The 26,336-nt window shown below is 54.0% G+C and carries 33 protein-coding genes; 26 read left to right on the forward strand and 7 right to left on the reverse strand.

From position 1 onward, the window contains the following. Positions 1-371: 371 nt before the first annotated feature. From J8F10_RS06375 to J8F10_RS06390, 4 genes are all read left to right on the forward strand, one after another. Complete coding sequence (locus J8F10_RS06375) at positions 372-560, forward strand: hypothetical protein (RefSeq protein WP_210653013.1); 189 nt, start codon at positions 372-374, stop codon at positions 558-560. Positions 561-736: 176 nt separating this feature from the next. Further along, complete coding sequence (locus J8F10_RS06380) at positions 737-1,003, forward strand: hypothetical protein (protein WP_210653014.1); 267 nt, start codon at positions 737-739, stop codon at positions 1,001-1,003. Positions 1,004-1,183: 180 nt separating this feature from the next. Further along, positions 1,184-1,456: a hypothetical protein gene (locus J8F10_RS06385; protein WP_210653015.1), complete on the forward strand. Its 273-nt coding sequence runs from the start codon at positions 1,184-1,186 to the stop codon at positions 1,454-1,456. A gap of 154 nt (positions 1,457-1,610) precedes the next feature. After that, the gene (locus J8F10_RS06390) at positions 1,611-1,823 is read left to right on the forward strand and encodes a hypothetical protein (protein WP_210653016.1); all 213 of its coding nucleotides are present in this window, start codon (positions 1,611-1,613) and stop codon (positions 1,821-1,823) included. 305 nt (positions 1,824-2,128) lie between these two features. On the opposite strand, the gene J8F10_RS06395 is transcribed toward J8F10_RS06390, so the two are convergent. Then, positions 2,129-2,311 carry a hypothetical protein gene (locus J8F10_RS06395; RefSeq protein ID WP_210653017.1) on the reverse strand — a complete coding sequence of 61 codons (183 nt, stop codon included), beginning with the start codon at positions 2,309-2,311 and terminating at the stop codon, positions 2,129-2,131. 220 nt (positions 2,312-2,531) lie between these two features. On the opposite strand from J8F10_RS06395, the gene J8F10_RS06400 reads away from it, so the two are divergent. The 17 genes from J8F10_RS06400 (at position 2,532) to J8F10_RS06480 (ending at position 16,764) form a co-directional block, all read left to right on the forward strand. Beyond that, complete coding sequence (locus tag J8F10_RS06400; RefSeq protein ID WP_210653018.1) at positions 2,532-3,167, forward strand: helix-turn-helix transcriptional regulator; 636 nt, start codon at positions 2,532-2,534, stop codon at positions 3,165-3,167. Positions 3,168-3,184: 17 nt separating this feature from the next. After that, a complete protein-coding gene (gene gp17, locus J8F10_RS06405) occupies positions 3,185-3,688 on the forward strand; it encodes a tail completion protein gp17 (RefSeq protein ID WP_210653019.1) in 504 nt (167 codons plus the stop codon). 120 nt (positions 3,689-3,808) lie between these two features. Further along, a complete protein-coding gene (locus tag J8F10_RS06410) occupies positions 3,809-4,132 on the forward strand; it encodes a hypothetical protein (RefSeq protein ID WP_210653020.1) in 324 nt (107 codons plus the stop codon). A 243-nt stretch (positions 4,133-4,375) separates the two neighbouring features. Further along, the gene (locus J8F10_RS06415; protein ID WP_210653021.1) at positions 4,376-5,959 is read left to right on the forward strand and encodes a terminase TerL endonuclease subunit; all 1,584 of its coding nucleotides are present in this window, start codon (positions 4,376-4,378) and stop codon (positions 5,957-5,959) included. Between the two features lie 18 nt (positions 5,960-5,977). After that, the gene (locus tag J8F10_RS06420) at positions 5,978-7,204 is read left to right on the forward strand and encodes a phage portal protein (RefSeq protein WP_210653022.1); all 1,227 of its coding nucleotides are present in this window, start codon (positions 5,978-5,980) and stop codon (positions 7,202-7,204) included. Next, on the forward strand, positions 7,201-7,761 hold the full coding sequence (locus J8F10_RS06425) for an HK97 family phage prohead protease (protein ID WP_210653023.1): 561 nt from the start codon (positions 7,201-7,203) through the stop codon (positions 7,759-7,761). Before J8F10_RS06420 ends, J8F10_RS06425 begins: the two co-directional genes overlap by 4 nt. Positions 7,762-7,775: 14 nt before the next feature. Next, complete coding sequence (locus J8F10_RS06430) at positions 7,776-9,080, forward strand: phage major capsid protein (RefSeq protein WP_210653024.1); 1,305 nt, start codon at positions 7,776-7,778, stop codon at positions 9,078-9,080. 117 nt (positions 9,081-9,197) lie between these two features. Then, positions 9,198-9,794, forward strand: a complete 597-nt coding sequence (locus J8F10_RS06435) for a head-tail connector protein (protein ID WP_210653025.1) — start codon at positions 9,198-9,200, stop codon at positions 9,792-9,794. Continuing rightward, the gene (locus tag J8F10_RS06440; RefSeq protein ID WP_210653026.1) at positions 9,794-10,234 is read left to right on the forward strand and encodes a head-tail adaptor protein; all 441 of its coding nucleotides are present in this window, start codon (positions 9,794-9,796) and stop codon (positions 10,232-10,234) included. Before J8F10_RS06435 ends, J8F10_RS06440 begins: the two co-directional genes overlap by 1 nt. 55 nt (positions 10,235-10,289) lie before the next feature. Further along, complete coding sequence (locus tag J8F10_RS06445; protein ID WP_210653027.1) at positions 10,290-10,700, forward strand: HK97-gp10 family putative phage morphogenesis protein; 411 nt, start codon at positions 10,290-10,292, stop codon at positions 10,698-10,700. Positions 10,701-10,897: 197 nt separating this feature from the next. After that, the gene (locus J8F10_RS40665; protein ID WP_390891098.1) at positions 10,898-11,143 is read left to right on the forward strand and encodes a hypothetical protein; all 246 of its coding nucleotides are present in this window, start codon (positions 10,898-10,900) and stop codon (positions 11,141-11,143) included. Then, entirely contained in the window at positions 11,140-11,505 is a 366-nt protein-coding gene (locus J8F10_RS06455; protein ID WP_210653029.1) for a hypothetical protein, read from the forward strand. The genes J8F10_RS40665 and J8F10_RS06455 overlap by 4 nt, the downstream gene beginning before the upstream one ends. Positions 11,506-11,802: 297 nt before the next feature. Beyond that, complete coding sequence (locus tag J8F10_RS06460) at positions 11,803-13,146, forward strand: hypothetical protein (RefSeq protein WP_210653030.1); 1,344 nt, start codon at positions 11,803-11,805, stop codon at positions 13,144-13,146. Between the two features lie 11 nt (positions 13,147-13,157). Continuing rightward, positions 13,158-14,099: a hypothetical protein gene (locus J8F10_RS06465; RefSeq protein WP_210653031.1), complete on the forward strand. Its 942-nt coding sequence runs from the start codon at positions 13,158-13,160 to the stop codon at positions 14,097-14,099. Between the two features lie 25 nt (positions 14,100-14,124). Continuing rightward, positions 14,125-15,441, forward strand: a complete 1,317-nt coding sequence (locus J8F10_RS06470; RefSeq protein ID WP_210653032.1) for a hypothetical protein — start codon at positions 14,125-14,127, stop codon at positions 15,439-15,441. 13 nt (positions 15,442-15,454) lie between these two features. Beyond that, positions 15,455-16,081, forward strand: a complete 627-nt coding sequence (locus J8F10_RS06475; RefSeq protein WP_261363048.1) for a glycosyltransferase family 25 protein — start codon at positions 15,455-15,457, stop codon at positions 16,079-16,081. After that, complete coding sequence (locus tag J8F10_RS06480) at positions 16,039-16,764, forward strand: glycosyltransferase family 2 protein (protein WP_210653034.1); 726 nt, start codon at positions 16,039-16,041, stop codon at positions 16,762-16,764. Before J8F10_RS06475 ends, J8F10_RS06480 begins: the two co-directional genes overlap by 43 nt. Before the next feature lie 90 nt (positions 16,765-16,854). Here J8F10_RS06480 and J8F10_RS06485 read toward each other — a convergent pair whose 3' ends face one another. The 3 genes from J8F10_RS06485 to J8F10_RS06495 form a co-directional block, all read right to left on the reverse strand. Continuing rightward, entirely contained in the window at positions 16,855-17,040 is a 186-nt protein-coding gene (locus tag J8F10_RS06485) for a hypothetical protein (RefSeq protein WP_210653035.1), read from the reverse strand. Positions 17,041-17,093: 53 nt separating this feature from the next. After that, positions 17,094-17,639, reverse strand: a complete 546-nt coding sequence (locus tag J8F10_RS06490; RefSeq protein WP_210653036.1) for a hypothetical protein — start codon at positions 17,637-17,639, stop codon at positions 17,094-17,096. 146 nt (positions 17,640-17,785) lie between these two features. Next, entirely contained in the window at positions 17,786-18,727 is a 942-nt protein-coding gene (locus J8F10_RS06495; RefSeq protein WP_210653037.1) for a hypothetical protein, read from the reverse strand. 455 nt (positions 18,728-19,182) lie between these two features. Between J8F10_RS06495 and J8F10_RS06500 the strand changes: the two genes are divergently transcribed. The 5 genes from J8F10_RS06500 (at position 19,183) to J8F10_RS06520 (ending at position 24,835) form a co-directional block, all read left to right on the forward strand. After that, positions 19,183-19,476 (forward strand): hypothetical protein, encoded by a 294-nt coding sequence (locus J8F10_RS06500; protein ID WP_210653038.1) that lies wholly within the window; start codon positions 19,183-19,185, stop codon positions 19,474-19,476. A 707-nt stretch (positions 19,477-20,183) separates the two neighbouring features. Continuing rightward, the gene (locus J8F10_RS06505; RefSeq protein ID WP_210653039.1) at positions 20,184-20,753 is read left to right on the forward strand and encodes a hypothetical protein; all 570 of its coding nucleotides are present in this window, start codon (positions 20,184-20,186) and stop codon (positions 20,751-20,753) included. A gap of 875 nt (positions 20,754-21,628) precedes the next feature. Next, entirely contained in the window at positions 21,629-22,021 is a 393-nt protein-coding gene (locus tag J8F10_RS06510) for a hypothetical protein (RefSeq protein ID WP_210653040.1), read from the forward strand. A gap of 71 nt (positions 22,022-22,092) precedes the next feature. Continuing rightward, entirely contained in the window at positions 22,093-23,376 is a 1,284-nt protein-coding gene (locus J8F10_RS06515) for a hypothetical protein (RefSeq protein ID WP_210653041.1), read from the forward strand. A gap of 256 nt (positions 23,377-23,632) precedes the next feature. Further along, the gene (locus tag J8F10_RS06520; protein WP_210653042.1) at positions 23,633-24,835 is read left to right on the forward strand and encodes a tyrosine-type recombinase/integrase; all 1,203 of its coding nucleotides are present in this window, start codon (positions 23,633-23,635) and stop codon (positions 24,833-24,835) included. Here J8F10_RS06520 and J8F10_RS06525 read toward each other — a convergent pair. The 3 genes from J8F10_RS06525 to J8F10_RS40670 all read right to left on the reverse strand — a co-directional run bounded on the left by J8F10_RS06525 (position 24,798) and on the right by J8F10_RS40670 (position 26,198). Next, on the reverse strand, positions 24,798-25,328 hold the full coding sequence (locus J8F10_RS06525; protein ID WP_210653043.1) for an endonuclease: 531 nt from the start codon (positions 25,326-25,328) through the stop codon (positions 24,798-24,800). The genes J8F10_RS06520 and J8F10_RS06525 overlap by 38 nt on opposite strands. A gap of 60 nt (positions 25,329-25,388) precedes the next feature. Continuing rightward, positions 25,389-25,793, reverse strand: a complete 405-nt coding sequence (locus tag J8F10_RS06530; RefSeq protein WP_210653044.1) for a hypothetical protein — start codon at positions 25,791-25,793, stop codon at positions 25,389-25,391. Positions 25,794-25,910: 117 nt separating this feature from the next. Continuing rightward, entirely contained in the window at positions 25,911-26,198 is a 288-nt protein-coding gene (locus J8F10_RS40670) for a DndE family protein (protein ID WP_390891099.1), read from the reverse strand. Positions 26,199-26,336: the final 138 nt, after the last annotated feature.

Consider the following 26,336-nt stretch of genomic DNA (forward strand, 5'->3'; position numbering starts at 1 on the left):
TCCGGTCATGCTCTGAAGCCGTATGGCTGGTTAAGACCGCCGCCTTCGAGTACCGACCGCGACACGACCCACTTCACTTCTCAATTCCCACGACCTTTGCTTAGCGCGAACCTCTACAACATTAACCGGGCACCACCCGAAAAAGGATGCCTCCCAAATTACCCAAGTATCCCATTTTGTAAATCTCATGCCAATGAAGCTGGTTCGTACCATTCGATTGTCCCGCACAGACGGAATTATTCGGTTCGTTCGATTTAATCGCTACATTTTAACATCGGAATGTTCCGACCGGTCTTGACACTCTGACTGGCAGCAAGGAGATTGTTTTCAGGGCTTCCCATTTAGGGCGAATTGCGCTCAGAGGAAGCCCCATGTTCACCACGCTTTACGGGTTGCTCTCACTCGTCGTTCTCGCCATCGCAGCCATTTGGCTGGTAAAGATCGTTCTGCCGAAGCCTTTCGTCATGGTGAAGTGGTTCGGGCTGCAGATCACCTTTCGTGACACCCCGCCCCCGGAAGACCCAAAGAAAGCGGCAAAGCGAAAGCCGAAACGCCGTTAGCGGTGTTCGACTTTCTGGAAACTATTTCCCCCCAAAATCCCCTCGCGCGCCCGTGGAATTGTGAACAAATTGCCATTTATGAACAAATGATTGAAAGCAGTGCCAATAGGTCCAGTACAACTGAGTGCCCCGGTAACTTTGTCGGGGATAAACTCACGTTCAGGCGAGAGGCTGCCATGTTGCAGGAAGCGGAAGAGTTCGGGACAACGCCCAGGGGCAAAGCTCTGGAATTTGAAGGGTTCAGGATCGAGGTATTTGATGAGTGGACGCGCACACCGGAATGTATGCCCTCACAGGTACTGATTACCCGGTTTCGAGCAGAAATGTTCAAAGACGGCGAACTGGTCAAGGTCATCAGCGACCCAACGGCTGACGGTAGTCGCGAGAGCGTGCTAGAGTCCGCAAAAATGTGGATACGGCAAAATGCTCAGAAGCAAGCGTAAAAAGCACTAGCGCCAGCACCGCGCTGAAAACACCGCCTTAATGGGCGGTGTTTTATTTTGTCCATTCATCCCAATTTTCCGATTGTAACGACCATGCTTGGCACCGCCCCCACCCCGCGTTAATCTCAATATCGTTGGATCAACAATTATCCGACCCAACGCACAAGGGGAGTATCGACCGTGCGCAACCACCGCGACTACGAAGACGACGAGATCGATGTCGAACTCGTGCAGCCCCGGAAGCGGAAACGCACGGGGCTGAAGTGGCTGAAGATTTACGCAGTGTGCGTGTGCTGCGTGGTGCTGTTCGTCGTGGTGAACGCCCTTCACGGGATTCAAAGCCGAGCGATTCAGCGCGAAACGGAACGCTCGCGGGAACTGCACGAACAGGAAATGAGGCTGATGGAACAGGATCACGACCGGGTGCGGAAGCAATTCGGAATTCGGAAGTAACTATCACCACTATCACTTTTCGCTGCAACACCGTTGAGCCGGATGCCTTGTGCGATTCTGGAGCGTTTGGGCTGGAGTCTGACGCACAATCTGAAACAATAAAACAAGCGTAAAATCGCTCGTCGCCCACAATCCCAACGGGACGGGAGACAACATGTTTAACACCAACGCGGAACTCAAGCCGGAACAGCGCGTCCGACACAACCGCAGCAACAAGACCGGGAAGGTCATCAGCGCCGATCGATATATCGGTCTGGAATTCGCTGACCTGACCTACACCGTCAGGTGGGACAGCGGCAAGGAAGAAAGCCTGCTCAATTACGAACAAATAACCCTCATCGGCGAAGCCGTCAAAACGCCAACCTGAGTGGGCTTGCCCTCTCTGACGAAGACGGGTAAAAGACGACCTGTCCGGCTGCCGTTCCTTGTGGTGCTTTGGGCGACACGACAAGAGGGCGGCAGTCGGACTTTTCACTGAACACCTCGCCCCGCTTCACAGCGGGGTTTATCTTTGAAATACATTCAGATAATCGTCGAGTTTTTTAAGAATTGATTTGATTGATAAAAATTCAGCGTGTACGATATCCAGTGGCTCGACTGCCGAAGCTTGAGTGTGAATTGGGCGACACCTCAAGTTCGCGGCAGTCGAGCTTTTTCTTAATCACATTGCTATCATTTCTTTAAAACTTTTTCAAAAAGCTCTCGCACGACCGAAGCGGGTGCGGTACTTTTACCGTCTAGCTCGGCTGCTGCAATAAAAGTGCGGCTCAGACGGCGCATCGCTAGGGTAGCAGCCGGGCTTTCCTTTCGCTCCAGCCCGGTGAGCACTCGAATGAATCTCTTTGGGAATTTCATTTGCGATGACTGCGGCAACGAGCCGCAGCCGCTCGCTAAAGAGATTGATGGGCAGTTAGAGACAGTGCATGTCTGCGATTGCATAAATATAGAGCGAACCTTGGAAGAAATGCGCAAGTTAAGATTCGTTAAAGCAAGAAGGACTAACCCGCCTATCAACGAAGACTGAAACTCCGCCCCAATTGGCGGGGTTTTTCGTTTCCTGGAAACTAAATAGTGCATGCACTACGCCCCGAAGCCCGAAGTCCCCGAACGCAACACCGCAACCGTATGCCTCGAACTCGGCATCCTGCCCGAAACGCTGAATAAGCTCGTGAGAGCCGACCTTTTCACCCTGCCCACGCGCAGGCAGGGCAGTTGGCTCGTGTGGAGCGACAAGGACGCCGAACGGCTTCGGCAACTCATCGAGTGGAAACGCAGCAACCCCGTTCTCACCATCATCGCACCACTTCCAGCACCACCAACGCCCACAACCGAACCACCAAAACCGCAACGAGCATCGAAGCCGAAGCCACTACGAGCACCGCAACCCAAGAAGGAACGATTGCACGGGGGAATCACGACGACAGAGTACCGAGGCAAGCAATTCACTGTGACCCAACTGGCGCAACACCTCAACATGCCGCGACGAACGGTTTCAGAACGACTGACGCGGTACGGTTGGGACGCAAACAAAGCGTTCACCACCCCGAACCGAAAAACGGGATCTCAGCCCAAAACGTTCGTGCTACAGGGGCAGCCCGTGACAATCGCCCAACTCGCTGAGCGGTTCGGCATCGCGATAAACACCGTCACTTACCGGCTCAAAAAGCACAACTTCGACTGCGAACGGGCTTTCGCAGATAAATTGCATTAGCAGCACTAAATACTGGCATGGGCTTGCCAGAAATATTAGTCGCGAAACTAACAAACAGTCCTGTGAATGCGTTGGTGGGCGGTAGGATTACACCCGCCATCGGCACGGACGGCACTCAAATTCCCTATGTCGCGTTCACCATTACCAGCAGCGAGAACAGCTACAGACTCGACGGCAGCCCGTCTTCACTGGAAAAGACTGGCATTCTGTTCGATGTGTGGGGCAACAAGCACACTCAAGTAACGCAGATCCTGAGTGCGTTGCGGAGCACGCTGAGCGGTTGGAGCGAAGGTCAAGTCAAGTGGTCGATGTGGGGCAACTCGGCAACTGAAAAGGACGAGGACTCAGAGCGGTATTCCGCAGTCTCCGAGTTCACCGTTTGGTACGAACAGACCGTGCGCGTTCGTGTTGATGCTGGAATCGAGAGCGGCGAGGCGTTCGGGACGCCAACCATTACCGGCGGCGCACCTCGATTAGATTTCAGCGAACCGTTTAACTCGCAGTACCTCGCAATATTTTAATATTTGACAGAATGTCGTGACGGGAGGGGGATACCCTAACGATGTTCAGAACGTAGAGCCAAGAAACCCCACCGGCACGCGATCTTTCTTCAAACAGATTATTTGATAAGGGCTATTAGAATGAAACGACCAGTTTTGAGCAAGGAAGCGGCGAAGTTCTGGGACAGGCATGCGCGGCGCTGCGAAAACGCGGGGCTGTTGAATGAAGCCACCCTGGATGCCTTCGTGCTGTTGTGTAGAACTTACGCCCTTCTCCAGTTCGACCCGGAAGCCGACGAGCGGACGGGGGTAATCAAGTGGGTGGCGTTGTGCAAAAACTTCGAGCGGCAAGGAATGGCGTTCGGGATCACCGCAAAGAAATTGGTGGAGAAGCCCCGCGACCTCGCAGCGATTATTCGAGAAGGACTCAATGCCGGACAAGATGAACCGCGCGAAGCCAATTAACCCGGTGAAGCGAGAACGACCGAATTCGTGGTTGCGGGGTTACGATCGCAGACACCAGGACTTGCGGCGTGAACTGCTCGCCACTCATCCCGTGTGCCAGTGCGAAGGATGCGGGCACGGCTGCTGCAACCAGACCGAATTCTCTGCTCACGCTCACCACTTGCGTTACCCCGCGTTGAGCCTCGAAGACTACCGAGCGTTGTGCGCCACCTGTCACGGACGGTTGCACGCGAAGCAGGATCGGTGAACCCGCCAGACTGGGCAGTGGTCACCGCAGCCGATCGGCTGGCACTCGAAGAAGGGTGTTACTGGAGTGAACCGCACGCAAATTCCATTTTAAAATTCACGCGAACATTCTTCCGCAGTCAGTTCATTCGCGGGCAAGTCACGCTCGCACCCGAGCAAGCCCAGTTCCTGCAGCGGTTGTACGGTTGGCGACTGCCGAACGGTAACAGGCGGTTTCGCTTCGCCAATTTGCATGTGCCGAAGAAGTCATTCGGGAAGACACTTTTAGTTTCAATAATCGCGTACTTCGAGACATTCGGCTCTGGTGAACCCAGTCCGTTCGTGGTGAGTTGCGCGGCATCGATCTCCAACGCTTCGCAAGTTTTCGATGAGTTGAAATTCGCGGTTGAGCACTCACCGTTCGACCCGTTCACCGATTGCCGACGGCACACGAAAGAGATCGAAGTCAAAGACCTGAACGCAAAGTTCCGATCGGTTTCGAGTGACGGGAAAAGGCTGCACGGGTTCAACTGTTCGACCGTAATCGTGGACGAAGCAGGCTGGACACGCAGCGCGGATGCGTTCGATGCCCTCCGCTACGCTCCGGCAGCCCGACCGAACGGGCTTATAGTTGTCATAAGCACGGCGAGCGATCAGCAAGAACACTGGTATCACAAGCGAATTTACAGCAAATCGAAGCGTATTCTGTCGGGCGAAGACCTCGACATCACGCACTTAGCCGTCGTCCACGAGATGGACGCGGACGGAAACCCGGAAGACCCGTCTCAATGGAAACTGGCTAACCCGTTACTCGGTTCACCGTGGTGTCCTACCGATCAGTTCCGTCGAGATTTGGAAGCGGCGAAGTCAGCGGGGTTGGGTGAATGGCTGAACTTCCAGCGGTTGCGGTTGGGGCGCTGGTTGAAGCCCGACGAAATGGCGTACTTCGAGGTGAATAAGTTCGATGAGTTGAAGGCAGAACCCACCGAGGCAGAACTGAAGTACGCACCGGCTGCGATCGGTGTTGACCTCTCCGAAACGACCGACCCGACTTCCGTAACGATCACATGGGAACTTTCGCCCGGACGTTACTACTCGCGCTCGTGGTGCTGGGTTGCTGAAAAGGCAGTGGTCGAAAGGGAAAAATCCAACCTGAGCCACTACCGCGAGTTCCCGGAGATGTGCATCACGAAGGGCGACATGATTGACGAGCGGGTGATTCTCGCTCACCTCGTCGCACTCGCGAAAAATTATGATGTCAAAGTTTGCAACTTCGATCCGAGATTGGCTTATGTAATGGCGAATCGGCTGTCCGAGGAAGGGGTAAAGTGCGAACGTGTTCCGGCTTCAGCGCGATTTTTTAATCCGGCAATGGTGGAGTTACGGAAGGCAATCGATGAAAAACGCTACTCGCACGACGGAAGCAGTTGGCTCAAGTTCTGCCTTCAAAATGTGCGTGTGGAACTGAACCGGTATGGCGAAGTGTACCCCGTTCGGAAACGATCGGTGGACAAAATCGACGGCGCAATCTCGCAACTGCTCTCGCTCCTGGGAATCATGTCGAAGAAGCCGGTTGAGCAGAGCCAAATTATTTGGAACTGACGCCCCTAGATACGGGTGATGTTAAAGCAGTTCCGAAATACGCTGGCGAAGTGGCTCTGGTGGAAGACGGTTGAGCGCCCGCCCGGTTCGTCCTGGGAAGAGCCGAACCAATACGGGGTGACTTGCCCCGACACCGCACGCACCCTTTCGCCCGTTTACGCGGCACTCGACCTCTACAAGCGGAGCATGTCCACGCTCCCGCTGGTGACCTACCGGCGAAGCGAAAAAGGGCGCGAGCGGGCAAGGAATCATCCTGCCTACCCGGTACTCCACGACCGCATTAACGCGGGGATGTCGCCGATCACCTTCTTTGAAATTCTGATTGACGCCTACTTCCTTTACGGCGAGTTCTTCGGGCTCGTCCAAACGAGGAACAGCGGCGAATTGCTCGCGATCTACCCGATACCGAACGACACCGTGTTGAAGGTGACACGGGACGAGAACTGGCGGAAGGTTTACGAAATCCGAATGGCGGACGGAACGAAAGAGTTCGCGGACGGCGAAATTGTTCACATCATCAAAGACACGGAAGACGGGCTGCGGGGGCGATCGATCATCGATTTTGCCGCGTCCAACCTGTCACTTCACCGGCAAGTTCAACAATCGGCAAATGCGTTTTACAAACACGCTACGAAGCCGAGCGTGTATGTGAAAGGCGAATGGGGGACTGCGGAAGCCCGCGCCGAATTTGAACGGAAATTTAACGAGAAGTACGCGGGAGTGGGCAACAGCGGTAAAGCCCCATTCGTATCGCTCAACACCGATATCGTTGCGTTCCCGAACACGACCGCCGAAGAAAGCCGCGTCATCGAGATGCTTTCGAGCAGTGTCGCCGATTGCTCGCGCTGGTTCGGCGTCTCGCCCCTGCTCCTCTCCGACCTCACGAGGGGCACGTACTCAAACCTCGCGGCGGACAACGAAGCCTTTTACCAACGCTCATTGCGCCCGCTCCTGGTGAAAGTAGAGAGCGAACTGCGTTCCAAATTGTTCCCTTCCGAACCGGATGTCTACTGCGAATTCTTGGCTTCGGCGATTCTCCGAGGTTCGCCCGACCAGCAGCAAGCCATTTTCAACGGGTACGTGCAGTCCGGGGTAATGCTCATCTCCGAGGTTCGCGAACAACTCGACTTACCGTTCGTCGAAGGTACGGACGTACCGCTCCGACCAGTGAACCAAGCCGTAGTCACGGGTGCGGCGGATGCCATGCCACTGGAACAAACACCACCCGGAGGAATCCAGCCATGAACCAGCACCAGCGGCGGACGGAATTTGAACTGAGCGACAACCGGCGGATTACCTTCTATCCGGTGGTTTGGAATCAGGAGACGACGATTTTTCAGCGCAACGGCAGTTACCGCGAAATGCTGCTGCCCGGAATGTTCGCCGCATCGCTCGCCGATCCGAGGAACGAAGTCGTTGCAACGGTAGATCACGACCCGGAAAAAGTGCTCGCCAAAAGAACCAGCGGGGAACTGCTCCTAACCAATGACCCGCACGGGGTGTTCGCATCCCTTTGGTTGCCAGAAACGCCGTTGGGCGATGCGGTGCTGAGCGGGGTAAAAGAGGGAACGATTTGGGGCTGTTCGTGCGGTTGGGAAGGTGGGGAGAACAGCACGACCGATTCGGGTGTTGTTCAGTGGCGCAGTGGTCGGCTGTTCGATGTTTGCGTCGTGATGACGGGGCAGCCGGCTTACGCGGGCACAGAAGTGAATCTCCGAACCCACACGCGGGTCGATGCGTTGCTCGCGAGATTGAGGCTTGTGAAATTTAATATCAGTCGGCTACATACATTTAACCGTTAACAGTCAGGAGACAAATGGCAAAACAATTTCGGGCGAGCGAAGAGGTTTCCGCACTAATCGCACAAGTCCAGGGACAAGTAGACGCAATCAAATCCAAGTGGGATTCCGCTGAGCCGACTCCCGAAGATGTCAGCAAGATGAACGAACTGGTGAGCCAGTTGGAAACACTGGCACAGGAGCAGCAGTTGGCGACCGCCGAAGAGCGCCTTCAGAAGTTTCGGGCGAGTCAAGAAGAACCGAGCCGCCCCGCTCCGAAGTTCACCGTTCCCGCACAAGCCAAAAAGGTGCTGACACCGGGCGAACTGTTTCACAGTGCCCTACGGCACGGCTTCCGAGATCCCATCGACAACGAAACCCAGTACCGAATGAAGCGCGCCGGTTACGACATCGGCTCAAATGTGACATTTAAGACTGACTTCAGCCTGATTAATTCCAAGAAACGCAAACAGTACCGCACACTGTCGAAGGGCGCAAACCCCGGCAACGACTTGGTTTTCGAGAACTACAGCAACAATGTCGTGGAAATCATGGCGCTCCAGTCGCCGTTGTTGTCCGTGCTCAACATCGAATCGACCGACAACGGTAACCCGACCACGTACTTCACCCTCGACGACTCCGCAAATGAGAGTACGGACATCACCGCTTCGGGTGGTAGCGAACTTTCGCCCACGATCCCCGATAAGGATGTCTCTGATGGCAAAAAGAAATGTGGAATTTTTACCATAACCAGCGGTTACCAAAAGGTGACCCGACAAGAACTTTCCGATTCTTATGTCAAGCTGGAAGGTGACTTCCAGCGATGGAGCGCAACCCGTCACGCGCTCAAACTCGAACGGGATATCGTTCTCGGAAATGGCAACGGGGAGACGGGTCGGGAAGGGTTACTATCCTGCGATACGACCGTAACGCCGATCAGCGGCGGGGCATGGACTTACGCGGGCTTAAAGAACTTCATTGTTGGTTTCGATACCCGCTACCGCGCCGACATTGTGCTTCTGGTCAGTGAAGCCACTTACGCAGAAATGGCAGCCGACTTGGTCGATGAAAATGAACGTTCATATTTCGACATTAACATTCAAAACGATCAGGAGTACACGACCTTCTTCGGCAAGAAAATCTTCGTGTCGAAGTACATGAGTGACGGAATGGTGCTGGGCTTCGACCCGAACTATTTCGTTGTTCGCACCAAGGACACCCAATCCTTCGATGTATTGAAAGAGAAATTTTACCCGTTGCTCGGCTACTGCGGCTTGATGGATTTCGGCTGCATGGGGAACTTCCCGACCGGGGCATGCAAGTCAATTGCGCTCACATCCTAATAGCTTTCTGAAATACCACTTCCTGAATTCAGTGCTCAGGAGTGGTTACACGCAACCGGGTTTGGTTTCCCCGGTTGCGTGTTTTCATAGTTTGCAGAGAAGAACCCTAAATACGGTATGCACCATTACTCACTTGAAATTATTGAACCGGGCGAATCGATCTCGCTCGTGGAAGCCTTAAAAGCCCACATCAAAAGCAATAACGGCACTTCCGAAGACAGTGAACTCCAAGTATTCCTTGATGCAGCCATGTCCGCATTCGAGCACGAAACCGACGGACGCATTGTACTCTCGACAACTTTCAAACAGTACTTCCCGTGTTGGGCAAAGTGCCTGGAACTCGCACGCGGGAAGGTTACGAATGTCGCAGCCGTGAGTTACTTCGACGAGAACGAAGACGAGTTTGAAATAGACGGCTGGTATGCCGACTTCACGAGTATACCGGCACTGGTCAATTTCCCCGATCTCGCCTATTTCCCGGATGGAGTTTTCCCCGCGCTGTCCCTCACACGACCGCGACCGGTTTGCGTGGAGTTCACTGCGGGCTGGGTCGGAGTGGATTACTTGCCGGCAGAGGTGCGTGTCGCTGTGCTCCAACTTGCAGCACATTACTACGCAAACCGCGAAAGCCACACCACCGACACGCTGAAGGAACTGCCGATGGGGTTCACCCGCATTTGCAACAAATATCTCACAGGATTGGGTGGTGTCTAATGCAGAAATCTGGAATTTATAATTGCCGTCTCCAGTGGCTAAAAGGCTACCGAACCGTTGACGAACAGGGACAACAGGTTCTCACTGCTCAAGAGAACGGCTACCTTTGGGCGTCGGTGGAAGAAACGAACGGTCGAAATACTGCAGACTACGGGGCGAAGCAGCCCGGTGCGGATGTGACAATACTGGTCAAGGATGCACCGCCAGTCAGCACGGACGATTTGTTGCGAGACGAATCGGGGACGGTCTACCGCATCGAATCTATTTACGGCGCAAACAACGAGTTGTCGCTGCAGGCGTACCGTAACGACAAACTCACTACGGATGTTAGCATTGCTGCGCATATCGTAGGGATTTCACGGATGCGGCAACATCTCACCATCGGTGCGCCTCTTGGTTCTTCGGACGATTATTCCGCAACACTCTTACTAGTTTTGTGAAGCAAGAGGGGGAACGATTGGGATTTCATTTACGTGGATAACTGACCCGAAGACCGTGCTGGAGAAACTCAGCAAGGGCTTGCGAAACAAGGCAATGCGCATTGCGCTCAACAAGGCGAGTTCACCCGTCAAAGCGAAGATCGTAGCAGCAGCCCCGAACCGTTTCGGTTTTCTTCGCAAATCGATGAAAATTCGTTTAGCCAACTATCAAAATAAAAGCGTGTGGGTTTCGGTCATTGGTCCGTCACGGAGTTTCGTGAGGAAGAAAGGGAAGTTCAAACGCGGAAAGAAGAAGGGACAGCCGAAGAACCACCGCCCCGCGAACTACTCGCACTTGGTTGACCAGGGCACAAGGCACATCCGAGGCAGGCACTTCATACGCAAAAGTTACAGCCGACTCTTCCGCCGTGACATGATTCTGGAACTTAGGCGACAAGTCGAATTGTTGCTCCCGAAACGAAAGTGAGAGACAGCCCCCATATATAGTTTCAAGAATCGAAACTAGGGGGATCATTGCCAGTACTCGGAGTAACAAGCAAAATCGAATATGCTGTCGGGTCAAGTTATGTAGCACTCGCGGGGGTTAAGACTCTCGCGCTGCCTTCGATTTCTGTAACTAGCATAGACACTTCGCACCTTGGGCTGACTTCTTACCAGAAGACGATGATGCCCGGCATGATAACGAACGCTGCAATTAGTGTGTCACTAGAATTCTCGGAATCCGCTTTCACCACACTTCACGGTATGCTCCGCGACATGGTTGATTGGCGCATCACATGTCCCGCCGACGAACCAGCCGTAGTCACCTTCTCAGGTTTCATCACAAAAATCGATACACCATTTGCGCCAGATGAAGAGGTAATGATCTCGCTGGAAATTACCCCGTCCGGAGATGTATCCATCGCATGAGTACCAAACAAAAACTAGCCAGCCTGAACGATGTCAAAGTCAAGCCCTTCCCCGTCCCCGAGTGGGAAGAAGCGGGAAAGGGACTGCACTTACGTTCGCTGAAGGGCAAGGAATGGACTTCGGTCCTTCTCAAAATCGTCGAGTGCGAAAAGCAGTCGCGCGGACTCGATGCGAACATCTGGATTTGCCTGTACTGCTTGTCCGAGCCGGACGGCACACGGGTATTCAGTGACGACGACTTCCCGATACTTGCGGAGAAGAACGGCGCAACGCTCAGTTGGATCGCCAGCAACGCCAGCGTGTTCGCCGGGTTGAAGGGGGATTCCGAAGCAAAAAAATCCTCGAAGAAGAACCCTGGGTAATGCTCGAAATGCGGTTGTGTTTGGCTCTGGGTTACCAGTCGCTCAAGCACTTCCGCGAGTGCTTCCCTTACGACGAGATTCCACTCTGGGGCGAGTACATGCGTCGGGAAGGATTGCCGGAAACGCGGATCGAAGCAGCCGTTGCCCTGAGCGGTGCTGCGAACTGTCAGGTTCACGGGGCGAAGGTGAGTGTGAAGCAGTTAATTCCGCACTTCGGTGAAGCGAAGACTTTGAACGGGCGAGAGGGAGCATCGGCTTTGAAGGCGTGGGCAACGGCGAGTCAGCAAAGGAAGGCAGATGGCAGGTAGTTCGATCGGTGAAGGGGCACTTGTTCTTACCGCCAACAGCACCGGACTCGTTACGGGGTTGAAGCAGGCGAACGCCAAGCTCAGCGAGTTCTCGAAGCAAGCCAAGGAAATGACCGCGAGTGTGGGCGGCAGCCTGGGGAATTTCTTGGAATTAGGCGGAAAGGCGGGTGCTATCGGGCTGCTCGTGGCTGGCGGGATCGAGTTAGCGAAAAACATGGGCGGGTTGGTTACACGCTCGCAGATGTTTCACAACGAACTCGAAAGGGGCGGAAAACTCGCTGCTGCTTGGAGTGAAGTCGTAGCCAAGGGCATCGAGCGAAGCCGCAAAGAACTCGAAGCAATGGCGGACATCCTTGGGACTTCTCAAGGCATCGAAGCGCAAAAGCGGCAACTCAAAACTCTTGACGACCAGTTAGCGAGCACTGCCCCGCAACTCAAAAAGGCACGCGAAGAAGTGGAGCGCTGGCAATCGGTGTGGCAAAAAGACACTGGCGTGATGCAAGCGTTTCTCATCGGCAGCAAAGAAGACTTCGCTCTGAAAGCGCAGAAGAAACTCGACGAGATCGAAACGGTTTACAAGCAGCGATTCGAGCGGGCGCAGGAGTTGCGAAAGGGGCTGTTAGAGATCGCAGACCCGACCCAATCGATCGAAGCCACGAACGCGCTCCGCAAATTCATTGTCGAAATGGACGATGCCGTTAAAGGCTTGACCGAGAATTCCGACATTATGAAGTTGGAGAAATTGAAGGACGCTTTCGGGTTTTCAAATGCTGATATCGGTGCTGCCCGACTCGCCGCAATCAACAAAGAAATGGCGATAGCGAACGACGAACTAGATAAATTCGTCACATCGCAGTACGCTTCGGATGTGAATTCAGACGTGCAGAAACTTACCGAACTCGCCGAACAGCACAAGTTAACTGCGGAGCAAATTCAGAAAGGGCAGGATGCAATTTTCGCCAAAAACGACCGTGAAGCCCAGCGCTTCGCCCGTTCCCTTGAAGAAGACTTGGGGCTGATAAAGGGTTTCTACAAGAAATCAAGCGAAGAGATCCAACTGCAAGACCTGATAGAGAAAGGCATTGATGAAAAGCATATCGCGCGAATCAAGCAACTGATTGCGTACAAGAAAGAATTGGACACGCCCTACCAGCCCTTGAAGGCGATTCAGGCGGGTTCAGCCGATGCGTTTTCACTGCAGAACAAGATTAAATTCGAGGAAGATCGGCGGTTCGGAATGAACCAGGAAAAATTGCTCAAAGAAATGGTTCAGAAACTTCAACAGATCGTGATTGGGTTAGGGGCGTTGGATCGCTCCGCGCCTGAAATCTAAGAAGGGGGAAGGTGGCAACTTATGTAGAGTTACCAGAAGGGACAGCATCGACCGCAGCCGACGGCATCCGTCTTTACACTCGTGTCTTTCGTGTTTACGGACTCGCGCCCGATTCCCGTGCAGAATTTGGTATCGCAACGATACCGATCCTCCGGTTCTCCGCTTTTCCGTCGGATTCTGGCGCGTTGGCGGTGGGTGTTTCGTCCGCACCGGTTAACAGCGAACTCGGAATTTTCGATGTAACCTACTCCTACACCTCGCACCCGTGGGACTCCGGCACGGCAGCAGATGTCGAAACTGGCGGTGCTGGCGGCAGTCCACTTGAACCGGGTCAGTCAGACCCGAGCGTTCAGCCGAACCCCCTACTACGCCCACCGACAATAAAATTCAGTTCCAACTCGACGGAAGTGCCCTTCGTTTTGGACTACGATCCGTCCGGCGCGAAGAAGGTCGCAAACAGTTGTCATGTACCTTTCGAGGGCGAGACTCGCACGCAGTACACATCGATAATTACGATTTCGTTTAATCGCAATGTGACAGACATTTCAGCGAAACAACAGATGTACCTGGGAACTTGTAATGATGCCTCCTTCGTATTAGCCCCGCTTTTTGGCGCGTACCCCGCTTACACCCTCAGAGTCAACGCTTTTAGCGGAACGATCCAGTACGAAGAAGGGGCGTGGTTCACAGCGTGCGAGGTTGAATTTGAATACAACCCAGCGACCTGGACGCGGAAACTTCTCGATGTTGGCTACACCTTTAAGGCAGTAGGTGAGTTCGATGTGCTCGGACGGCAGGTGTACCGGAAATTTTTGGATCAAGCAACCGGTGCTCCATTGGACACCGTGAAATTCCTTAACGGCGGTGGTCTTCCGCTAGCCGACGGCTTTCCGCCGTACCAGTTAGAGTTCTATCCCCATCCGAGCCAAGACTTTAGCACGATCTTTAGTTGAGTTTTCTGAAAACAAAGAAGGGAATTTGGGTTACGAGTTATCGAAAAAAACCGCACAGAAACTGAAGGCACTGCTCCAAAAGGGTGCTCCCCTTCTGGCATCACCGACCACGAACACCACTCAGCGCCTCATCACCTTCATCGAGGTGACCGGCGACGAGATTCACAGCGGGTTCTACCCGTGCAAAGCGATCGCGTTCAACACGGTTAGTGGCACTTTCGAGGAGTTCACGGGCACTTCGGTCGCCTTCGATTGCAATGACTTGCCCCTCGAAGACGGGAAGCGTTACCTCGCGCAGCATGTGGGTATCAACGATGTGTCCGAGGGCGGCAGCGGAAGCGGTTCGGGTAGTGGCAGCGTTGTGAATCAAGTGTTCGTAGTGCAAGAGAGCGAAGCGGGCGGCAGCGCTCCAGCCGTGAACAACCTGAAGGACTCGGTTCGGCTGGTCGTTACGGCAGCCCTTCCCGCGAATTCTTATAGCAATGGAAGTTCTGGAGTGGGTGCTACTCTGACCGCCACGAGCAACGGGGCTTTTCCCTTCACCGATGGCTTCAGCACCAACTTGAACGACGAAATACTGATAACTGCCGAAGCGACCGCTTCGCGGAACGGCGTGTACAAAATCACCGACCTGGGCAGCGTGAGCACGCCTTGGGTTCTGACGCGCCGATCCGACATGGATTCGGCAACCGATTTCGTTGGCGCTCTCGTTCCCGTTCGCCTGGGCACATTGAACACGAACACGCTTTGGTTCTGCACCAATTACACCAATCCGACGGTTGGCAGCACGAGCATAAATTTCAAGCGAGTCAGTGGGAATGTGGACGGACCGGCAACCGCAACCACCGACACCGCCATTGCCCTTTGGGACGGGACGAGCGGACGGCAGTTAAAGAACTGTTCGTATAATATCGGATCGAATATAAATTATGCTTTTAATACAGCGGACGGCTATCCGGGATTTTCTGCCGGTTCGGGGTATGTGTATGTCCGCGCAAACGATGTTCTGACCGGAACTCTGCTCACGGATTGGGCGCAACTCGGTGCGGGCGGAACTGGCGGTAGCGGTCCGGGGCTGACGACGAGTCACGTCGGCGGGTTCACTTGCAGTTTGAATAACTACCAGAGCGAATGGCATTGCCAGACTTACTACGCCGGTCGGTTCATTCTGAAAGCGCCGCAAAACGGGAGTGGGAGTTCAACGCCAAAGTATTCAATCGTTCGGATTTCCAGTTACACCCCGACCACTTACGACGGGATCGATGCCACCTGCACTGTCACCGTTTCGGGAGTTCCAAAAACGATGACCATCGTTGGCGGCTTAGTCGTTGGTTTAGCCTAAAAAAGAAGGGACTTTGCATTATCTGATAAATCTAAGAAAGCGACCAGACCGTTTGGCGGAATCACTCGAAGCGTGCCGACGGGTCGGAATCACTCCCGTCGTTTGGGAAGCCACCGACGGCACTACCGTACCGATGCCGGAAGGCTGGAAAGAGAACGCAGGTGCTCTCGGCTGCCGTCTGTCGCACATGTCGGTTCTGGCTGACGCGATTGCGAAGGGCTACGAGCAAGTCTGCGTTCTCGAAGACGATGTGACTTTCATTCCTGACTTTCAGGGGCGATTTTCCACGTTCCTCGAAGCCGTCCCGAGTGACTGGATGGCACTTTGCATTGGGGGGCAGCACGCTTCCGCCCCTGAACAAGTCAGTCCCGGAGTGGTGCGCTGCCTGAGTTGCCACCGGACGCACGCTTACATGGTGCGGGGCGAGTTCATTCACCAGTTGCATTCGATCTTCGCCCGTTCGCGTGGGCATATCGATTGGGAATGGGCTCACTCGATGAAGGACTACCGGGTTTACGCTCCCTACCCTTCGTTCCTCTGCGGGCAACGCGCGAGCAAATCGGACATCACGCAAATGAAAACTATTAGTGACCGGTGGTGGCAGCCCCGCAGAGCGACCGCGCCGAAGAAGGCAATTTGAACTTTTCTATCGTTATGCCAAGCAGGGAGCGCGTCCCCCTCTTGACTCAGTGCCTGCAGTCGATCGCGGACACCACCGCAGACCTTTCATCAGTCGAAGTGCTGGTCTACATCGACAACTGCGATTCGCAGACGATCGCAGCAACCCACAAGTTGCGGCAGCAGTTCCCGTTCCTCGATTTCCTCCAGGGAGCGCGACCCGAAAACCTCTCACGCGACTGCTACAACCCGTTGGCAGCCCGCACCACAGGGCGATTCTTGCAAATTTTTAATGACGATGCTCAGTTGTTTACGAAGGGGTGGGATGTCGCAGCGCTGGAAGTGCTGAATAGTTTTCAAGAGCAGCACCCGGACGGAATCTTGATGGGCTGCCCGAACGATGACACTGGGTGCGATTACGCATGCTTCCCGATGCTCAGCCGTGAAGCCGTAAACGCACTCGGTTTCGCTCAGAATCCGGGCTTCGGTGGTTGGGGGAGCGACATTCACCTCGATAAAGTGTTCACGGCTTTAGGGCGCAAAGTGCCGTTGCCCTACGATATTCGCCATTCGTGTGTACACAACCGCACCCGAGGACGTGACCGTGTTTCACTGCGAATGAGCCGCTTGAGCAAGTACCCTTGGGAAGAAGTGGAAAAAGATGCGGAACGGTTGCGAAAAATTATTGGCGAGAACACTAGATAGATGTGGTTAGTGTCCATCGACTATTCTCAAAGTTATCCTTGCAGCCCGGACTCGTTGTCCGGGTTGTTTTTTGCAGTAACTGCAGTTCACTTAGTGACAGGCGATTTCTTCCTTATTCCGTTCCCGCGCCAGTATCGCTCTCGCGTCTTGTATCTCGCTTTCAGCCGCTTGCCAATCGCAATCAGCATCTTCCTCTTCCGTACTGTATATCTCGCACGCCAGATCTTCGTAACTCTTAATCAAATTCAGTAGCAAATCGATATCTTCCTTGACCATCTTCGACTCCTTAGTTAACTCACTCAAATTAACTGAGTGAACCCGGAGAAAATTTATCCCCGGGGACTCTGATTATTTGTCCAATTTGCATAGTGTCGAAATCTCTCAGCCCACATCCCCTCTCCCTTCTCTTCGATGTAATCAGCGAGTATTCCGAAATCGCCCTGGTCACCGACTCGAAAATCAGGATGGGCGACCCATGCCCATTTCTTCAGCAAGTCAACAATAGTATTTAAGTCAGGAAAAATCTCGAACCATGTTACAACTTCGTAGTAGAAGTCATGGAATCTTTCTTTCAGAACAAAACTCCAGTCGATTCCGTGCTCTCGTATGTAAGCGCCGTATGCGTCCCAAAGCGATTCCTCGCGAAATTTACTCAAATAGTTTTCGTCGCGATTAACTACACGATTGAGCATATTCATAATTGTCTTCTGTTGCTCTCTGCTCTCGGTATCAACTGGCTCGTTCTCTAGCTTAGTCCACATGTCTATTAGCCACTCGAAGGGACGCTGCCAATGCTTGGATTTTGTGTCCCATGTCAAGTTCCTCAGCAATTCGTCGTACTCTTCTTTGGTCGCCGGACGTAGTAGCGGTTTCACTTCTGTTCTCATCGTGAGTAGTGTCTGTGCGATGCTGCGGAATGATAGTTCTGATAGCCCGTCATTTCGATTCTGCGCAATTCAAAATCCCGAAGTGATAGTAGCGATAGTTAAACCACTATCGCCACTATCAAAATGAAAATCTGCTAGGCTGCATCGGCATCGTCAGCGCCGAAATCGGGTTCGATATCCTGACTTCCGCGGGGCGGAATCATGCCCTTGTCCCGCGCCTTCTTCAGCCACCGATAGTAGGTCGCAACCTCTCGCTTGGTTCGTTCGACCCAAACCTTAATGCGTTCCTTGTCGTTGGGAATCGCCTGCAACCCGATGATGAGTTGCAACTTGGCTTCGTCGGTCATCGCTTTTGAGGCGTAATTGGCTCGTTCAATTCGCCCTCGGATATTGGTACGCACTAAGTCGCGCCAGTCGGAAGAGCAAATTCCTTCATCGTGCCCCTTACGCTCCTTCAGTGCCTTCTCGAAATGCCTAGGGTTTAGTCGTTCACCGCACTTCTCGCAAGTCTCGATGACGAATTCAGCCACTTCCTTGCGGGCTTCGGGGCAAGTTACAATCAATGAAGTCTCAGCCATCGACCAGATAATCGCTTTGGCTTCCTCGTCGCTGATTTCGTACTCGATGGGCTGCAGTCGAGAATCAATCGCACGATCAACATGCCCCATGCCGGGCGGAATGTTTCCGAGCATCACCAGTCCGCCTGTGAAACAGAACTGCTCTGTGCTCTTCTTCGTTTTATACTTGACCAGTCGCGGCGCGAATCGTTCGGCAGAATCAGTTGATTCTGTAGCCGCCCGCACAAAAACCTGCCCTTTCGCGTCGGACAAGATCGCTTCCATGTCGTCGAATAAGTGGATCTTATCGGGGTGATCTTGGAGGGTATCAAAGAAGCCTAGCCCTGTCATCGAACCTTTGTGCTCAATGTATTCGACCCCAAGTTGAGCCATCTTATCCTTGGCGCATTTCGACTTTCCGATTCCGGCGCGTCCGTAGATATAGCAGCCGGGCGACCTACCCAAAGCCACACTCGCAACACGATCGGCGCAAATCCCGCGATTGATTTCAAAGTCCATAAAGAAGGCCCCAAGAAATTAGATAGGAAACTTGTCAGCGAGGGAATGGTACCCCTCATCAATGGGGCGGAACATACCCGAATGGCAATTACGGAGGTTTTGCCCAAAAAAGTGACTTAATTCCTAATAGTTTGTCGCCACCAAATTCTATTGTAAATTAAGTCGAAAATAGTGACATTTTGTCATGAAATTCAACTTTTGCAATAATCACAACCGCCAAAATGACAGTAAATTGCGCCATTATCGAATACATACCCCTGCGTTAAATCCTGGACTTCGCCGCAAACCAAGTGTCCAGTCAAGCGTGCCGAAAAATCGCACAGAGAGCCGCCAAAAGGTAAATTTGTTACTTGTCTGAGCAATATACCATTTTCGATAACGCTAAATCTAGTTTTAATTTTGACTTTGCTGCGTATATAGCGCCGGATGCGCGAGCGCGCACCAAAGGAATCCCAATGGAACAAGGTGAAATAGACTTCGCGGACGCAAGTTCGTGGCGGTTGAGCAAGAACGGGCAGGCATATGTGACGCAGGGGAGCGGGCTCGTCGCGTGCATCTTTCCTTCAAAAATCCCAACGAGGAGCAAGTACGGTGGGTGGATCAAGCACGATCGACCCGACAACCACACTCACGACCCGCTCCGCTTGGTGTGGGGGCAAACGCTGCGCGAAGTGATGCTCGACCTGGAGTTATCCCGTCGCAAGCTGCTCGAACAGGTGGCACGGGCAAACACGAGCGAGCAAGCGTGAACTTCACTAACGAAACTTGGACTGCCTGAAAACTATTACTGGTTGGACGGAGCGTGCAACCAGCACGAACGAGCGGAAATCGCACAGGATCGCGTTTAACGCACGAACAGGGCGGAGCGGTACAAACTGCCGTTTAGCCTGCGGTTAACCCGGTAACGATTAATTGTGTAAAGATAAGACGGTACGGGCTGAGTAACAAGCAAGTCTACACTGGTGCAACTCGAACTTTAGCCACGAAAGCACGAAAAGAACTGGCGGAATTCGTGCTTCAGTTCGTAAAGTTCGTGCCGTCCCCTCTGCCTTTGTTTTCCACCAGAGAGCGTAGCGACTTGGTAATAATCCGATCCGCCGGCTTTGCGGCGGGGAGGATTTTGCCGAACGCAGTGAGGCATCATCAACGCTGGTCAAATTGGTCTAGAGTTAAGTTCCGCCAATTTGTTACAATCGCAAAAACACAGTAACTATAGTTAACTTAAGTTAACGCTTGTAGCGTGTCTTAACTAGAGAACATAGTGGGGCTACGCCCCACTATGTTCATGACCCCTGCTCAAAGCAGCAGGGGTCATGTCTCATAACTTTAAACAACTGCGTAACTAATATACTTGTCCGGCATTTGGATCACTTTTTGAAGGAAATGGATCATTTCGTGTACCAAACCATGTACCAAGTCTGGATCATTCTTGGATCATTTTTTGAGGAATTTTTCGATGAAAAGTGACACTTTATTGCGGATCAAATTCCCTTCCGTAGAGCCTGCCTGCCCCCTCGATTGGCGTGCAGTAATGACCTACGGGGTTTGCCTCTGGCACTCGCCTAAAACCATTTCAGCCGTTGCTGCACTTACTGGATTCCACCGCAGTCGAGACTTGCCCGCACTCGTCTCGACTTTAGAAAAGTATAATTTGGTTGATTCCGACACTTTGCGCGCGAAACTTCCGAAACCCGAAAACGGCTGGTTCAAATATTGGGACAAGACCGAAGATCGTTTCCCACTTGCGTATCGTTGGATCGGTGTTCGGTCGCGTGCTTGCCCCCTCACTCCCTACCAAAACCTCATTTACTGGACAATGGTTTCGCTGGGGAAGCAGTTGCCCAATTACAACTTAGAGGGGCTGGCTACCATCATGGGTGTGGACACAGACGGAATGTCTGGAGCAATGCAGCAATTGAAAGCGAAGGGGTGTCTTGGTGAAGAGAGATTCACCCTAATACCTCCAGGAAAATTGTGCGACTGGTGGAGACTGAACCCTACTTCTGATCTTGCGCGATACTGGTAACAGGTATGTCGATTGTATTGTAATACTTAATGCTGTGCTTTTCAATTATATCAATAATGCTATCAACCATGTCTGCGCAGCATTCCACGTACAGCACTTTTGCTTTTATTGATTTCCTTCCTTTTCCCGCCTCATGAACGACTTTCTTAATGTATGCCTTTCCGCCACAGTATCTTATTGATTCACAAAATTCCACAATCTTGTCGCCCGAACCGAATATCTTACTGTAGCAAATCACTCGCTTTGTATAGTTTACTTGCCCTGTAGACGGAATCGGCAAATTTCTTGACTTGCCTGTATTCCGAGTTCCCCCGCTTGGGGGCTGCATATTCCAATTCACATCATTGTCGTCTTGTCCTGAATCAACTCCGTTCGTGTTCATCGTAAGAACCTCGAGATGATTGGTAGCAAGTCAGTTTTCTTAGCCCAGTGGGTTCAATTCTGCAAATCGCCCACCGGCGTAATGTGCAGCCATTTCCCGCATTTCGCGCAAAAATAAATGCTCACCTGAGACTCAGTTTTGTGCGGCGGCTTTTGCACTCGTGTTAGGCGGGACGGTGCTTCACACGAAGGGCACGGCATGACGCCGCTTCCCAACGAGATCGTGTTGTAAAAACGCAGGTAGTCCGGTGGGGGCTTGCGAGCGGGCATGGGCGAGCGTCGGTTTAGGCTAGGCTTGGTTAAAACGAGATATTACCAAGCGCCTGCGTTAACCTCACGCACTAATTTTATTTTCATGCGTGAAGTCCATTCCTGTACTGCGCAGCCCTCTCATTTCTGCAATCCTAGCCAGTGTAACGCCATTCAAATCTTTCGCTTCAATTGGCGACATTTCTTTGGTAAAATATGAATACAAATTAAACAAGGAAATTATAATGTTTCTCGAAGCGCGTACCGGCACTCTCAAGGTCAAAGTTCGTCCGCTCGTGATCCAACCGCCCGACGGTGAATCCGAAAAGCGGTTGTGGTCAACGCTCCTGGACATCGCCAACCTCACGCATACCGCGCACGAGCGCGACCGCGACGAACGGGCAGTCGAGATACTTGTTGTCGCAAAGCGGGAATTGCTCACGCTCCTGGGCGAGCGCGACAAGGGGATTGCTAGTCCACACCTGACTGCAGAGGAATCGGCGGGTTACCTGGGCATCTCGTATTCAACTTTCCGAAAGAAAGCCAAGTTGGTGAGGCGACAACCGGGAACGGGACGCTACCGGGTGGAAGACCTCGACGAGTTCGCTGCATCTCTGAAGCCGCGCAAAAAGCGGTAGTAGGGGAAATCTCTTGTTCATCAAAAGCGGCTCCGTAGAACGGGTCCGCTTCACTTTTTTAAGGAGTTCAAATGGCACAACCTTTCGAGAATTACACAAGTGTCGGTGACGGTGAAAAAGCCATCTCGGTTGGGTACGGCAACAAGAAACGAAACGGCTTTTGGGCAGTGGTGTTCGTCGCTCCCGAGGGGAATCGACTGGAGAAAATGACCCGGTGCAAAGTCACTGCAGCCAAAAAGCCCGACGCCAATTTCCATGTGGAAGCCGCGCGGATAATCGTTGCCGCCTTTACGAAGTCCTACCCCGACCCGAAGCGCGTCACATTCGCCGAAGCACTGGATAAGTTTCAGAAGACAGCGCCCGACCTGCGAGACGACACTTTCGTCGCGTACACCAAAGCAGTTCGCATCATGCGGGAAACGCTCGAAGGCGAAAAAATCAAACCGACCGCACCGGTCGAAATCACACCCGAACTCGCCAGCCTGTTCGCTCGCCTCTGGCTCTCCGGCACTTACAAGCGGAGCAAGGCGAGTGACGCTAAAGAATTCAAGCGCTCGCCAACCACCTTGCTCTTCTACCTGCGCCAACTCTCTGCCGTCTGGAATCAGTTCATCGAACTCGGTTACGCCAAAGAGAACCCCTGGAAGGCGGTTCGTAAGCCGCAAGTTGATAAGGTGCGGAAGGCAGTTCCGACCGAAGACACCATGACTCAGTTTTTCGCGTGGGTGAAGGGACGATACCCCGACTGGCACGCGCTTCACGCCTTCCTCGACCTCAAGTCACTCGCCGGCTGTCGCCTCAAAGACATCTGCGTTTTGGACTCGAATCAGGTGAAGGCGGGTCGGGTGGTTTGGACGGCTGCTCAAGTCAAGCAGCGTGAAGGACGATCGGTTCTGCTCCCGGATGACCTGTCCCAAACGCTCACCCGCGTTGCCGGCGCGGTCTACTTGTGGCAAGGGATCATTGACGGACTCGGCACTTTCCGGCGAAGCAAACGGCACAAGGCTTACGCATCCCCGAAGAAGACCGTCTACGAAGTCATCTCGAACATCTTCCGAGAGTACTCGAACGAGCACCCCGAGCAACCGCGACTGAACACGCACGCGCTCCGCAGACGGGCAATCACCTTGGTTGTGGCAGCCACGCAGAACATTGACCAAACTTCGCAGGCAATTGGGATCACTTCCGCGTGTGCGCGGGGCTACTACCTGGATGCGCAGAAAGCGTTTCAGACCGACGACATCTTCCGCAAAGTCGCTGGTGTGCTGCTTCCTAAAAACAATCAAACCGAACCGGAAGTGTCCCCCACTATTCCCCCACTAAACGGGAACAATGAGGCACAGTTCGGAACATAAACGAACAATTGACAGTTTAGAAAGCCTTGAAAAATCAAGGAAACGCGAGATTTTAAAGGATATTTGAAAGTAACACCTGACGACTGAAAATCGCTAGGTCCCCGGTTCAACCCCGGGACTGCCCACTCTGGAAAATCAAGGGTTTCGCGAGAGCCCGGTTTTCCGCAACGGACAGTTGGTACAGAATCGCGGTACAGAATAATACCCCTGACGGGTTGTCGTGTCTCCACCACGCTTCCCTTCGGGGGTATTTCTCATGGCCCGCGCTCCGAAACCCTGGTTCCGCGAAGACCGGAACGCCTTCTTCGTCACGATCAACGGCACTAGCCACAACCTCGGCTCCGACAAAAAAGAGGCCGACCGCCGGTTCCACGAGCTGATGGCTCGCGGCGACGACCCACCCACAGAATCCCCCGCTCTTTCTACACAAAGCACTCTGGGGCCGCTCACCGTCGCCGAGGTGTTCGAGAAGTTCCTCGACTGGTGCCAGAAACACCGGTCCGAGCGCACCTACGAGTGGTCCAAGGGGCACATCCAGACGTTCTGTGACCACCTGAAGACCGCCGGCACGATGGCCGCCGACGCACTGCGTCCGTTCCACATCGTGGAGTGGGTCGAAGGAAAATCGACCTGGGGCGCGAACCAGAAGCGCGGGGCGATTGTCGCGGTGACCCGGCCGTTCAACTGGGCGGCGAAACTCGGGTACATCACGGTCAGCCCCGTTCGCGGGATCGAGAAGCCGACGCCGACGAAGCGCGACAGCCGGATGACCCCGGATGACTTCGAGAAGCTCCTCGGCCACGTTAAGGACGACCCGTTCCGCGACCTGCTGACGTTCGCCTACGAGGCCGGGTGCCGCCCGCATGAGGCGCGGCTGATCGAGGCCCGGCACTTGAAGCCCGAACAGCACCGGGTCGAGATCCCGCCGGCCGAGGCGAAGGGCAAGAAGCGATGGCGGGTGAGCTACCTATCCGAAGGTGCCACCGCGATCGTGAAGCGGCTCGCGGAGCTGCGCCCGACCGGTCCGTTGTTCCTGAACACTGACGGCAACCCGTGGGAGGCACAAGCCATCGTGTGCCGGTTCCAGCGGCTGCTCGTAAAGCTGGCGGGGATCGAGGAGAAGGTGCCGCGGCTGCCCCGGTTCGAGCGGCGTAACTTCAAGGACCCAGTGGCGCTCGCGGTGGCCCGGAAGGCCCACCAGACCAAGCTGGTCGAGTTGCGGAAGAAGCGGGCGAAGATGGCCCGTGAGGGCGAGACCCGGTTCGCGATGTACGATCTGCGGCACTGCTTTGCGTCGCGGAAGCTGAAGGAGGGACACGACCCGATCACCGTGGCGGCCCTGCTCGGCCACAAGGACGGGACAATGCTGTGCAAGCACTACGAGGGGATCTCCACCGACGGTGACCACTTGAGGGACGCGGTTACGAAGTGCGGCCCAAAAGATTCGCGGGGGATGTGATTGGACCTGTTCGGTCGGAGACATCGTTCAACCGCGCGAACTCGCCGTGGATTGCAACGGCTTCTCTGTCGTAGGCGGTTGCTGCCTCGTCCTCTGACCCGAAGTAGCCGAGGAACCGCGTCCGCCCGTCGTGGTAGATTGCCGCCCGCCACGCCCGCTTCTCGGCGCTCCACGACACGCCCTTGTACTTCGAGGTGCCCGTGAAACTGCCGCGATTGCCTCCGTTCTGGGAGTCGGTGGACGATCGCAGGTTGGCACGGCGGCAGTCGAGACCGTCACCCGACCTGTGGTCGATCTTTTCCCCCGGTTGGGCGTTCATGATCAGCCGGTGCAACTGAAGCTTCGTGCGCGGGCGGTTCGCGGTTTTTGGGACGTTGGTGTGGGCGTAGAATCTCGATTCCGTGGACGAGTCGTCTTCGTGGACGTGCCATTTGTAGCGGCTCACCAGCGGGTAATCTTTGTCATCAATGAGGGCCACGAAGCCACGGGTCAAAGGGATCTGCACCCGCCGACACTAGCGCACTTTCAAAAACGTGACCAGCACTTTCTCGTCTCAGGTCTTGCTGTAGTGCATCGTGAAGTACACCTTCAACTCTTTCCCCGGCGGCAGGTGCTTCCCGTTTGCCAGCGCAAAGCAATCGTCCGCAGTAATGCCGAGCGCGAGGAAGTTGAACTCGAACATCGTCTCCTTCCCGTCCCACACGGTCGAATGCGAATCACTGGTGACGATCCTCCACGGGCGGTCAGGGGCGATGATCTGCGCGAGACGGAGGTTGAAATTCACGAGCCAGTGGCAGGCCGAATGTTTCACGTACCGCCAGTAGCGTGGCTCGCGGCCGACATGGTCGTCTGACCAGCCGCACGACTCAAAGTGTCGAGGGAATTGACCGAGCGTGAAGGGCTTCCGCCAGCGGCCGAAGGTGAACTTGTTGAAGTCACGGATGAGGACGGCGTTCAACCTGCGGTCGCCGAGGTGTGGTTCGATCCGTTTGGTCCAGTGTCGCTAAAGGTCGTAGTAACGCATCGGGCGACAGTAGCGCACCTCCAGAAGCTTGGCCAGCGTTTTCGTCGACGGTTACTTCTCACCCCGTGATCCATCTTCCGAAGCGATTGCGTTTTTAACCAGGTCGGCGATGCTGCGGATCGCGTGAGGGGTTGCCAAGTAGCTAAGCCCACGATGGAGATGAAGGCGGAACTGTTTCCCGACGACCTCATCTGAACAACCCAAACCGTCACGGACGCACCGCTCCTTCAAAACGGCCAAGAACAACTCGTGGGCCTCCCCGCCGAACGTCTGCCACGTCATCTCGACGTTGCTGTCGGCCGGTGCATCAATTAGCGTCGGTGGGGTTGGTTGACGCAACGAAATGCAAAGCGCCCAGCGGCAGAGGATGTTCCACTGCTGGATGCCGGTCTTAGTGACTGTCCCATATGTGCGAAAAAGCCTGAGAAATCGTGGGTGACAACTCGAAAATACGGCGATTTCGAGGCATATGGGACA

It is taken from the genome of Gemmata palustris, from assembly GCF_017939745.1.
Lineage (GTDB): Bacteria > Planctomycetota > Planctomycetia > Gemmatales > Gemmataceae > Gemmata > Gemmata palustris.